Genomic DNA, 10314 nt, shown 5'->3' with positions numbered 1-10314 from the left:
TTTGTTGTTGTTTGTGTTGTGGGTGGGGGGGGGGGGGGTGTTGGTGGGGGGGGGGGGGGGGGGGGGGGGGGGGGGCGGCCCCCCCCCCCCCCCCCCCCACCCGGGTGTGTCAGGACGTGGCGTACGAGGCGTCCTTCATCACGAAGCTGGCGAGCGAGGAGCCGTCGGCGGACGCCATCGCCGTGAAGGTGATGCCGAGCTGGGCCGCCGACTTGCGGGCCAGCTTGATGTCGTCCGCCGCCGTGACCTGGCCGCGCGGGATGCCGAAGCGGTAGGTCACCGCGGCGTCGTCGCCGGACCGGACGTCCGTGAACTCCAGGCCGAGGGCCCGCACGTCGGCGAACGGGCGGTCGGCGATGTCGTACTTGTAGACGCCGGTGGCACCGGTGACGGCCTCGACGTCGCCCCCGCCCATGAAGAACGGCAGCGTGGCCTCGTTGAACTGCAGCAGCGAGAACTTCAGGGTGAGGTCGCGGTCCGAGTACACGAAGTGCACCGGACTGACGGCCTGCCACACGTCGACCGGCTCCAGCTTGTCCTTCTTGCTGAAGGTGACGCCCTCGCCGGAGGTGAAGCCCAGGTCCTTCCATCCGGTCGCCCAGTCGTTGGCCGGGTCGGCGGAGAAGGTCGTCGGGATCTTGGTGTCGGCGGTGGCCACGTAGAGCCGGCCGACTCCGGCGATGCGGATCTCGGAGGAGTTGGTGCCTGCCATGGTTGGAGTCTCCTTATTGCAGAGGTGGTGCCTGGGGTGAGTGCCGTCCCGGCGGTGTCCGGGTACGGCGAAGGCCCCGCCGGGACGGCGGGGCCTTCGGTCTGTAGGGCGCGCTCGTGCGGGCCGGACCCGGCTGCGTCAGTGGACGTCCAGGTACACCTTGTGCACGCTCACGTAGCGGTTGGCCGCGGAGTAGAGGTAGTCGGGCAGCCAGCGCGGGCCGTCCTCCTCGACCACCTCGGTGATGAGGTTCGTGCCGTAGCGGTTGCCGGCGGCTGCCATCAGCGCGCGGCGGGCCGCGTTGGCCAGGGCGTGTGCGGCCTGCTTCGTCGGGCCGTACACCTCCATCTCGATCAGCGGCTGGTCGACGTGGAGTTCGCCGACCCAGGCGCCGCCGCGCCGGTTGACGAGGACGGCGGCGGTCGTGCCGTCGAAGCTCTCGGGCGGTTCGATGGCGACGAACGCCGAGGAGAGCGCGGGGTCGGCCTCCAGGACGTCGACGACCAGGGCCTCGACGTCCGGGAAGGCGCTCGGTGGGGTGGGTGTGGTCATGTGCCGGGGTCACCTCGCCGGGAAGAAGGGGAAGACCGCCGGGCGGGCGCCGCGAGGGACGGGGGAGGAGGCGGCGCCGCGGCCCGGCGTGCGGCGGCAGGTGCGGCCCGCGTCGCGGGCACAGCTTCGCCGCTGCACCAACTGTGACAGACGATCGTGCGCGCACGCAACTAATTCGGGAAGGTGATTGCGACGAGAGGTGCCAGAGGGATGGGAGCGCAGGGCGGGATGCCGGGATGCGCAAGGAGCGCCAGCAGGGCTACGGGTGCCCGTCGATCGGAAGCGTCCGCCAGGCGGAGCGCCGGTCAGTTGGTCGCGGGGGACGTGCCCGTCGCCGCCTTCGTCACCACTGACGCCCGTGCACCTTCATGCGCCTGGGCGGGGCCCGCGGTCACGGGTGCAGTCGCTGCCGCGGGCCTCGCTTCGGCTTCGGCCGGGAGGAACTGCTCCACGACTCTGACGAACATCTCCCGCCGGTCGGCGGGAACGCCCAGCAGGTCGGCCACCTCCTCCAGCGTCGGCCGGCGAGCGAATTCCGCGCTCGGGGCGGGGGAGGTCAGGTACTCGTGCGAATCGGCCAGTTCCTCGGCGGTCAGCCGACCAGAACGGATCAGCATGTCGCGGACCGGTACGCCCAGCACCCGCGCGAGGCGGCGTGTGGTTTCGAGGTCCGGCATGCTCTGGCGCTGCAGCAGGCGGGTGACGGCGGCGCGGTGGACGCCCGCCTCGTCCGCGATCCGGGACTTGCCGCCGCCGCGTGGACTGTCGATGTCGTAACCGCGTTCGCGCATGAGGTCTTCGACCCATGTCGCGAACGCGTCCAGGTCCTGGCTGGTCATCTCGGTGCTCACTTCCTTCGGGGGCGTCTGAGTTTAGCTTGCTTGCGCGCGCGGAATTACGCACTCTCGTGCAAGCAATTAGGAAAATCGGTGCGATATGACAGGGGGAAGATCCAAATTCGTTGCGAGCGCGCACGCAATATGTAAGCTGGGGGCCGTCCGTTGCCCGCACGGCTCGTCGCCGAACTTCAGGGGGTCCCATGTCCGTGGCCGACACTTGTCCACCGGCTCGCCTACGCCCGTCCCAGCCCCGCACACCGAGCGCCCGCCCCTCCGACTCGGCGGGCTGGCAGTCCGCGGCCGCCTGTGCCGGGCTGCCGCCGCGCGTGATCTTCTCCAAGAAGGCCAAGGAGGCTGCCCTGGCGCTGCGGGCCTGCGACGTATGCACTGTGCGCCGCGCCTGTGAGGAGGCGGTAGCCCCGGCGGAGAGCTGGTTCGACGGAGTCTGCGGGGGCCGCCTGTGGCGCTCGGGCCGCCCGGTCGCGGTGCCGGCTCCCCTCGCACCAGCACCTCGTCCGTCGACCGCCGCCCCGGGCACCCCGTCCTTCCTCCGGGGAGGTCCCCTTGGTTGACAACGACGCGAACACGAGCCGGCCGACCGCCGACCGAGTGCCGGTACCCCGTCCGACGACGAGCCGTCCGTCCGACGGTCGCCCGACAGCGGCCCACCCGACGGCAGCCCGCCCAGCCGCGCGTCACCCCGCCGACGGCGAATCCACGGCTTCTCGGCCGTCGACGAGTCGCCCGCCCGCCGCCGACACCCGGTCCTCCGGCGCGGCCCACCCGGCGGACGCCCACGGAGCCCGGAGTCACCCGACGGCAGCCCGCCCGCTCGACACCGACCGCGCCGCGCCCCGCCTCGACCGCACCGAATCTCGACCGGCCGACCTCCCGCCCACGTACCCCACTCCCACTGCCACCACCCAGTCCGCCCTCTGGATCACCCAGCTCCTCCAGCAGCTCCCCGAGTTGTCCGCCGAGCTCGTCCCTGGCCGCTCCGCCCCCGCCCACCGCCCGGCGCCGCCCCCGCCGCCCGCCGACCTCGCCGCGCGCCTGTCTGCGGAACGGGACGAGGCGCTGCTGCTCCAGCAGCGGAACGGTCTCGTCGCCCCAGGACACAGCGCCGCCCCCCTCCGTCTGTACGTCTCCGACGCCCTCCGGGACATCTCCGATGGTGTCGTCGAGCTTGAGGAAGCCGTCCGGGACCGGCTTGGACTGCCCCGCCCGCGCCGGGCGCCCGTGCCCGAGCGGCTGAAACGGATCTCCTCTCTCCTCCACGACATCGCCGCCGACCCCGTCCTGGCCGCGCATGTGCGGGACGAGACACGGCGGATGGCGCGCCGGTGCGCCCGCACGCTGGGGGACACCGAGACGGTCGTCCGGGTGTCCGGGCGCTGCCCCTGGTGCGACTCGGTGTCGCTGCGGGCTTTCCCCGACCGCGGGGCCGTCCTGTGCATCAACCCGGCCTGCCGCTGCCTGGAGCCGGGCTGCGGCTGCCACGACGATCCCTCCTACCGGCACACCTGGGACGAGGGCGAGTGGGAGGCGGCGGCCCGATGAGCAACCCAGACAACGGCTCCGACGGCTCCAACCGCTCTGCGAGCGGTCCCCGCAGCGGGGCGGAGCGGCCGGCGCTCATCCCTGGCCCGCTTGCCGCGCGGGAAGTCGGGGTGGCCCCGGCGACCATCCGCAAGTGGGTCCAGCTCGGTCACCTGAAGCCGGCCGGCAAGGCTGTCCGGGCTCAGCTCTTCCGGCTTGAGGACGTGTTCGCCGCCGAACGCGCGGCCCGCAGAGCGACCCGCCGGGGCCGGTGAGCGGCCCTGTCGCCACCTAGGTATCGATGGTTCAGGAGGGGGGAACCATCGCGGTGCGCCGTGCGTAGGTGAATGATGGAGGCATTCACGCCGTCCGGGGGAGGTGAGGGGTCCGTGTCGTATCCGACGCCATGGCAGCCGTGGCAGGGGCAGAGCAATCCGTCGATGCTCGCCTCGCATGCGGACCGGGAGCGCACCGTCGATGTGCTCAGAGCCGGTTTCGCCGAGGGACGCCTTCAGCAGGCCGAGTTCGACAGGCGGGTGACGCGGGCCTACGAGGCCCGTACGGTGGGCGAGCTGACCCTCGTCGTCGCCGACCTGCCGCAGGGGCCCGTGACGGCCCAGCCGGCCCTCCAGGCGTATCCCGTCCAGGTGCCGCGCACGTTCCTGCCCGCCCCGCCGCCGCCCACGAACGGCAAGGCGGTCGGCGCCATGGTCTGCGGCGTGCTCACCACGATGACGATGGGCATCACCGGCATCCCCGCGGTGATCCTCGGCCACACCGCCCGCGCGGAGATCCGCCGAACGGGCGAGGGCGGCGACGGCTTCGCCCTGGCCGGCCTCATCCTGGGCTGGCTCTCGGTAGCGGGCTGGGCCCTGTTCGTGATGTTCCTGGTCCTGGCGTCTTCATCGTCCTCGGGCTGAGGGACGCCTACGGCCCTCCCGGCTACGGGATGCCCAGTTCGAACATCACGTAGTGGGCGTACCAGCCCGATGCCAGCGCCACCGTCGTGAAGAAGACCGTCAGGCTGGGCCACTTCAGGCGGCTCATCGCGGCCGCGGGGCCCAGGAGGAGGGGGAAGACGGGGAGCAGGTAGCGCGGGGTGTTGCCGAACATCTGCTGGGTGCCCAGCACCGTCACGATGCTTGCCAGGGTGTACGCGACCAGTACCAGCGGCGGCTTCTTGCGCAGCATCAGGGCGATCAGGAAGGGCAGTGCCAGGACCAGCTGGACGGCGATGAGGTCGGAGGTGGTGAAGGCGAACAGGTACTTGTCGTGCCCGACCGCCACATTGCCCAGGACGTCCAGCGTGTAGGCGCCGAAGTCGAAGTAGTGCGCCCAGCCCTCCCGCTGGAGCGTGAAGTACGCCGTGAAGTCGCCCATGCTGAGGCTCACCCAGGTGATGTAGGTGATCAGGCCGAGCGGCGCCGCGAACATGGCGTACACCGGCCCCGCCACACCGTGCTCGCGTCTGCTCTCCCGCCGCGCCAGCGTCACCAGCGCGGCCAGTCCCACGGCCCCGATGAGCGCGGCGGACGTCGGCCGGTTGAGCCCGGCGACGAAGGCGAGCAGCCCCGCCGCCACCCAGCGGCGCTTCATCACGCAGTAGCAGCACCAGGTCGCGATCGCCACGAACAGCGACTCCGAGTACACCGCCCACTCGACGCCCGCGCCGGGCGCCACGGCCCACAACCCGGCCGCGATCGTGCCGGCCCGCACGCCGGCCAGCGTCGAGATCACGGCGTAGATCCCGGCCGCCGCGACGAAGGACGCGATCACCGAGATCAGGATCCCGGAGCCGAACAGACCGAGCCCCGTGACCTCGGAGACGCCCCTGATCAGGCCCGGGTAGAGCGGGAAGAAGGCCACGGAGTTCTGCTTCACCGTGAACAGCCCGCCGGGGTCGAGCCGCTCCAGGGGCTTCGGGTCGTACCCCTTCTCGGCGACCTGGAGGTACCACCAGCCGTCCCAGGTGCCGAGCACGTCCCACCAGTGGGCGCCGCCGCCGAAGCGCGGCTCCTTCTTGCGGAAGTCGTCGGCGGCCTCCAGCAGGACGGCGAAGACGGTGAGCCCGACCAGCTTCGTCACGCCGTACAGGAGCAGCGGAGCGAGGTACGGTCGTACACCGGCCGGCAGGGTGAGGCGGCGGAATCTCCCGGTCCGCGCGTCCTGCTCGCCGGGCACGGCGGGATCCGTCGCCGTGCTGCTGGAAGCCGTGCTCATGAGTGTGGACCCCCCTCGGCCCCGACCATCGGATCCCCGAGGAACCACTGTCCGGATGGTCGTAAGTGTCAGTCGTAAGATCACACCAGAGTCGCACATTCGCGCCGCAACCCGGGGGAGGGGCGGATGCCTGAAGCGACGGTCCTGTCGGTCGTCGTACCGATGTACAACGAGGAAGAGGTCCTTCCCGCGCTGGTGACACGGCTGCGCCCGGTCCTCGCCTCGCTCGGCGTCGCCTACGAGGTGGTCGCCGTCGACGACGGCAGCACCGACCGCACCGCCGAGCTGCTCACCGCGTTCCGGCTGGGCTGGCCGGAACTGCGGGTGATCGGCCTGCGCCGCAACTCCGGCCACCAGGCGGCCCTGACCGCCGGCCTCGACCGGGCGCTCGGCGCGTACGTCGTGAGCCTGGACGCGGACCTCCAGGACCCGCCCGAGAAGATCCCCGACATGCTCGCGCTCGCCCGCGGCGAGAACCTCGACATCGTCTACGGCATCCGCGCCGACCGGGCCAGCGACACCGGGTTCAAGCGCTGGACCGCCGGCCTCTACTACCGCCTGGTGCGCCGGCTGGCCGGGCCCTCGGTGCCCGCCCACGCCGGCGACTTCCGGCTGCTCAGCCGGGCCGCCGTGGACGCCCTCAAGGCCCTGCCGGACCAGCAGCGCGTCTATCGGCTGCTCGTGCCCTGGCTCGGCTTCCCCAGCGGCCGGGTCACCTACGAGCGCGCCCCGCGCCCGGCGGGCGTCAGCAAGTACCCGCTGGGCCGGATGATCCGGCTCGCCGTGGACAGCGTCACCGGCTTCTCCGCGGCCCCGCTGCGCATCGCGACCTGGCTGGGCGGCTTCGCCTTCCTGGTCTGCCTCGGGCTGATGGTCTACACCCTCGGCGCCCACGCCTTCGACCACACCGTCCCCGGCTGGACCTCGCTCTTCACCGGCGTGCTGTTCATCGGCGCGGTGCAGCTGATCTGCGTGGGGCTGCTCGGCGAGTACGTGGGCCGCATCTACACGGCCGTGCAGAACCGCCCGACGTACTTCGTGGGCCACGACACGGCCGGCGGGACCGGCGGGGCCGACACGCCCGGCAGGGCTGAGACGGCCGGTAGGGCTGAGACGGCCGACAGAGCCGGCGCGGCCGACGCGGAGACCCGTGTACCACAAAGATCATCCGGGCCGCGAACGTAACCGCGGCATGTCGGGCGTACTGCCTTTGTTTTGACCGGAGTGATTGCGCTCGGTACGCTCATACCTTGTGCCTGGGGTGTGCCCTGGCCCCCGTGCGTGCCTTCAACCGCAGCGGGGTCCGTGCGCGGCCACCGTGATCTGCGCCTCTTTCTGCCTCGCGGCGGAAGTCCGCGGGATTCGACACACCCGACCGCGTGGGTCGGCGAAGTTCCAGGTTAGCTGTACACATCGGCACACAGAAACCGGAGAAGTAGTGCCTACGATCCAGCAGCTGGTCCGTAAGGGCCGGCAGGACAAGGTCGAGAAGAACAAGACGCCCGCACTCGAGGGTTCCCCTCAGCGTCGCGGCGTCTGCACGCGTGTGTTCACGACCACCCCGAAGAAGCCGAACTCGGCCCTGCGTAAGGTCGCGCGTGTGCGTCTGACCAGCGGGATCGAGGTCACCGCTTACATTCCGGGTGAGGGCCACAACCTGCAGGAGCACTCCATCGTGCTCGTGCGCGGCGGCCGTGTGAAGGACCTGCCGGGTGTTCGCTACAAGATCATCCGCGGTTCCCTCGACACCCAGGGTGTCAAGAACCGCAAGCAGGCCCGCAGCCGCTACGGCGCCAAGAAGGAGAAGTAAGAAATGCCTCGTAAGGGCCCTGCCCCGAAGCGCCCGGTCATCATCGACCCGGTCTACGGTTCTCCTCTGGTGACCTCCCTGATCAACAAGGTGCTGCTGAACGGCAAGCGCTCGACTGCCGAGCGGATCGTTTACGGCGCCATGGAGGGTCTGCGCGACAAGACCGGTAACGACCCGGTCATCACGCTGAAGCGCGCCCTCGAGAACATCAAGCCGACCATCGAGGTCAAGTCCCGCCGCGTCGGCGGCGCGACCTACCAGGTCCCGGTCGAGGTCAAGCCCGGCCGCGCCAGCACGCTCGCGCTGCGCTGGCTCGTCGGCTACTCCCGCGCCCGTCGCGAGAAGACCATGACCGAGCGCCTGCTCAACGAGCTTCTCGACGCGTCCAACGGCCTCGGCGCCGCTGTGAAGAAGCGCGAGGACACGCACAAGATGGCCGAGTCCAACAAGGCCTTCGCGCACTACCGCTGGTAGTCGCTACCCACATCGAGACCGAGAGAAGACTGAAGCCTTATGGCTACCACTTCACTTGACCTGGCCAAGGTCCGCAACATCGGGATCATGGCCCACATCGACGCGGGCAAGACGACCACCACCGAGCGGATCCTGTTCTACACCGGCGTCTCGTACAAGATCGGTGAGGTCCACGACGGCGCTGCCACCATGGACTGGATGGAGCAGGAGCAGGAGCGTGGCATCACGATCACCTCTGCTGCCACCACCTGCCACTGGCCGCTGGAAGACGTCGACCACACCATCAACATCATCGACACGCCGGGCCACGTCGACTTCACCGTCGAGGTGGAGCGTTCGCTGCGCGTGCTCGACGGTGCCGTGACGGTGTTCGACGGCGTCGCCGGTGTCGAGCCGCAGTCCGAGACGGTGTGGCGTCAGGCGGACCGCTACGGCGTCCCGCGTATCTGCTTCGTCAACAAGCTCGACCGCACCGGTGCCGAGTTCCACCGCTGCGTCGACATGATCAGCGACCGCCTGGGCGCGCAGCCGCTCGTCATGCAGCTGCCGATCGGCGCCGAGGCCGACTTCAAGGGTGTCGTCGACCTCGTCACCATGAAGGCGTTCGTCTGGTCCGCCGAGGCCACCAAGGGCGAGATGTACGACATCGTCGACATCCCGGACACCCACACCGAGGCTGCCGAGGAGTACCGCGGCAAGCTCGTCGAGGCCGTGGCCGAGAACGACGAAGAGATCATGGAGCTGTACCTGGAGGGCGAGGAGCCTTCCGTGGAGCAGCTGTACGCCGCGATCCGTCGCATCACCATCGCGTCCGGCAAGTCCGCCGACACCACGGTCACCCCGGTGTTCTGCGGCACCGCGTTCAAGAACAAGGGCGTTCAGCCCCTGCTCGACGCGGTCGTGCGCTACCTCCCCTCCCCGCTCGACGTCGAGGCCATCGAGGGCCACGCCGTCAACAACCCGGAGGAGGTCGTCAAGCGCAAGCCGTCCGAGGAAGAGCCGCTGGCCGCCCTCGCGTTCAAGATCATGAGCGACCCGCACCTCGGCAAGCTCACCTTCGTCCGGGTCTACTCGGGCCGCCTGGAGTCCGGCACCGCCGTGCTGAACTCCGTCAAGGGCAAGAAGGAGCGCATCGGCAAGATCTACCGCATGCACGCGAACAAGCGTGAGGAGATCGCGTCGGTGGGCGCCGGCGACATCGTCGCCGTGATGGGCCTGAAGCAGACCACCACCGGTGAGACGCTGTGCGACGACAAGTCGCCGGTGATCCTGGAGTCCATGGACTTCCCGGCGCCGGTCATCCAGGTCGCCATCGAGCCCAAGTCGAAGGGCGACCAGGAGAAGCTGGGCATCGCGATCCAGCGCCTGGCCGAGGAGGACCCGTCGTTCCAGGTCCACTCGGACGAGGAGACCGGCCAGACCATCATCGGCGGTATGGGCGAGCTGCACCTCGAGGTGCTGGTCGACCGTATGCGCCGTGAGTTCAAGGTCGAGGCCAACGTCGGCAAGCCGCAGGTCGCCTACCGCGAGACCATCCGCAAGGCGGTCGACCGGGTCGACTACACGCACAAGAAGCAGACTGGTGGTACCGGCCAGTTCGCCAAGGTGCAGATCGCGATCGAGCCGATCGAGGGCGGCGACGCCTCGTACGAGTTCGTGAACAAGGTCACCGGTGGCCGTATCCCGAAGGAGTACATCCCTTCGGTGGACGCCGGTGCGCAGGAGGCCATGCAGTTCGGCATCCTGGCCGGCTACGAGATGACGGGCGTCCGCGTCACGCTCATCGACGGTGGCTACCACGAGGTCGACTCCTCCGAGCTCGCGTTCAAGATCGCCGGCTCGCAGGCCTTCAAGGAGGCCGCGCGCAAGGCCAGCCCCGTGCTGCTCGAGCCGATGATGGCCGTCGAGGTCACCACGCCCGAGGACTACATGGGCGAGGTCATCGGCGACATCAACTCCCGCCGTGGCCAGATCCAGGCCATGGAGGAGCGTGCGGGCGCCCGCGTCGTCAAGGGCCTCGTGCCCCTGTCGGAGATGTTCGGCTACGTCGGCGACCTCCGCAGCAAGACGTCGGGTCGCGCAAGCTACTCGATGCAGTTCGACTCCTACGCCGAGGTTCCGCGGAACGTCGCCGAGGAGATCATCGCGAAGGCCAAGGGCGAGTAACG

Annotated in this window: 12 protein-coding genes; 8 read left to right on the top strand and 4 right to left on the bottom strand. The window is 70.0% G+C overall.

Features of this window, described 5'->3' with window-relative positions:
• Positions 1–109 precede the first annotated feature (109 nt).
• The 3 genes from ACFYX4_RS08535 to ACFYX4_RS08525 form a co-directional block, all read right to left on the bottom strand.
• Positions 110–712, bottom strand: coding sequence for a phage tail protein (locus tag ACFYX4_RS08535; protein WP_389327993.1), 603 nt, complete (start codon positions 710–712; stop codon positions 110–112).
• A 138-nt stretch (positions 713–850) separates the two neighbouring features.
• The gene (locus tag ACFYX4_RS08530; RefSeq protein ID WP_389327990.1) at positions 851–1264 is read right to left on the bottom strand and encodes a hypothetical protein; all 414 of its coding nucleotides are present in this window, start codon (positions 1262–1264) and stop codon (positions 851–853) included.
• A gap of 305 nt (positions 1265–1569) precedes the next feature.
• Positions 1570–2103, bottom strand: a complete 534-nt coding sequence (locus ACFYX4_RS08525) for a helix-turn-helix domain-containing protein (protein ID WP_389327987.1) — start codon at positions 2101–2103, stop codon at positions 1570–1572.
• Between the two features lie 200 nt (positions 2104–2303).
• Here ACFYX4_RS08525 and ACFYX4_RS08520 point away from each other — a divergent pair, with 200 nt between their 5' ends.
• The 4 genes from ACFYX4_RS08520 to ACFYX4_RS08505 all read left to right on the top strand — a co-directional run bounded on the left by ACFYX4_RS08520 (position 2304) and on the right by ACFYX4_RS08505 (position 4562).
• Positions 2304–2675 (top strand): WhiB family transcriptional regulator, encoded by a 372-nt coding sequence (locus tag ACFYX4_RS08520; RefSeq protein WP_389327984.1) that lies wholly within the window; start codon positions 2304–2306, stop codon positions 2673–2675.
• The gene (locus ACFYX4_RS08515; protein ID WP_389327982.1) at positions 2668–3663 is read left to right on the top strand and encodes a hypothetical protein; all 996 of its coding nucleotides are present in this window, start codon (positions 2668–2670) and stop codon (positions 3661–3663) included. Before ACFYX4_RS08520 ends, ACFYX4_RS08515 begins: the two co-directional genes overlap by 8 nt.
• Positions 3660–3917: a hypothetical protein gene (locus ACFYX4_RS08510; RefSeq protein WP_389327979.1), complete on the top strand. Its 258-nt coding sequence runs from the start codon at positions 3660–3662 to the stop codon at positions 3915–3917. The genes ACFYX4_RS08515 and ACFYX4_RS08510 overlap by 4 nt, the downstream gene beginning before the upstream one ends.
• 165 nt (positions 3918–4082) lie before the next feature.
• Entirely contained in the window at positions 4083–4562 is a 480-nt protein-coding gene (locus ACFYX4_RS08505) for a DUF1707 and DUF4190 domain-containing protein (protein WP_389328652.1), read from the top strand.
• A 22-nt stretch (positions 4563–4584) separates the two neighbouring features.
• Here the strand turns inward: ACFYX4_RS08505 and ACFYX4_RS08500 are convergent, their stop codons facing one another.
• Positions 4585–5862 (bottom strand): hypothetical protein, encoded by a 1278-nt coding sequence (locus tag ACFYX4_RS08500; RefSeq protein WP_389327976.1) that lies wholly within the window; start codon positions 5860–5862, stop codon positions 4585–4587.
• Positions 5863–5988: 126 nt separating this feature from the next.
• Here ACFYX4_RS08500 and ACFYX4_RS08495 point away from each other — a divergent pair, with 126 nt between their 5' ends.
• The 4 genes from ACFYX4_RS08495 (at position 5989) to fusA (ending at position 10312) form a co-directional block, all read left to right on the top strand.
• Positions 5989–7047: a glycosyltransferase family 2 protein gene (locus ACFYX4_RS08495; RefSeq protein WP_389327973.1), complete on the top strand. Its 1059-nt coding sequence runs from the start codon at positions 5989–5991 to the stop codon at positions 7045–7047.
• A gap of 253 nt (positions 7048–7300) precedes the next feature.
• Positions 7301–7672, top strand: a complete 372-nt coding sequence (rpsL, locus tag ACFYX4_RS08490; protein ID WP_003948652.1) for a 30S ribosomal protein S12 — start codon at positions 7301–7303, stop codon at positions 7670–7672.
• Positions 7673–7675: 3 nt separating this feature from the next.
• Complete coding sequence (rpsG, locus tag ACFYX4_RS08485; RefSeq protein ID WP_389327970.1) at positions 7676–8146, top strand: 30S ribosomal protein S7; 471 nt, start codon at positions 7676–7678, stop codon at positions 8144–8146.
• A 39-nt stretch (positions 8147–8185) separates the two neighbouring features.
• Positions 8186–10312, top strand: coding sequence for an elongation factor G (gene fusA / locus ACFYX4_RS08480; RefSeq protein WP_389327966.1), 2127 nt, complete (start codon positions 8186–8188; stop codon positions 10310–10312).
• Positions 10313–10314: the final 2 nt, after the last annotated feature.

This window comes from Streptomyces sp. NPDC002328 (assembly GCF_042890065.1).
GTDB lineage: Bacteria > Actinomycetota > Actinomycetes > Streptomycetales > Streptomycetaceae > Streptomyces.
Note: the sequence above shows the minus strand (reverse complement) of the source record. Positions and strands in the feature narration are given on the sequence as shown.

Coding starts and splice junctions, on each gene's coding strand:
- fusA (WP_389327966.1), top strand. CDS start 8,186: ATGGCTACCACTTCACTTGACCTGGCCAAGGTCCGCAACATCGGGATC.
- ACFYX4_RS08530 (WP_389327990.1), bottom strand. CDS start 1,264: ATGACCACACCCACCCCACCGAGCGCCTTCCCGGACGTCGAGGCCCTG.
- ACFYX4_RS08500 (WP_389327976.1), bottom strand. CDS start 5,862: ATGAGCACGGCTTCCAGCAGCACGGCGACGGATCCCGCCGTGCCCGGC.
- ACFYX4_RS08520 (WP_389327984.1), top strand. CDS start 2,304: ATGTCCGTGGCCGACACTTGTCCACCGGCTCGCCTACGCCCGTCCCAG.
- rpsG (WP_389327970.1), top strand. CDS start 7,676: ATGCCTCGTAAGGGCCCTGCCCCGAAGCGCCCGGTCATCATCGACCCG.
- ACFYX4_RS08525 (WP_389327987.1), bottom strand. CDS start 2,103: ATGACCAGCCAGGACCTGGACGCGTTCGCGACATGGGTCGAAGACCTC.
- ACFYX4_RS08495 (WP_389327973.1), top strand. CDS start 5,989: ATGCCTGAAGCGACGGTCCTGTCGGTCGTCGTACCGATGTACAACGAG.
- ACFYX4_RS08535 (WP_389327993.1), bottom strand. CDS start 712: ATGGCAGGCACCAACTCCTCCGAGATCCGCATCGCCGGAGTCGGCCGG.
- ACFYX4_RS08505 (WP_389328652.1), top strand. CDS start 4,083: ATGCTCGCCTCGCATGCGGACCGGGAGCGCACCGTCGATGTGCTCAGA.
- ACFYX4_RS08510 (WP_389327979.1), top strand. CDS start 3,660: ATGAGCAACCCAGACAACGGCTCCGACGGCTCCAACCGCTCTGCGAGC.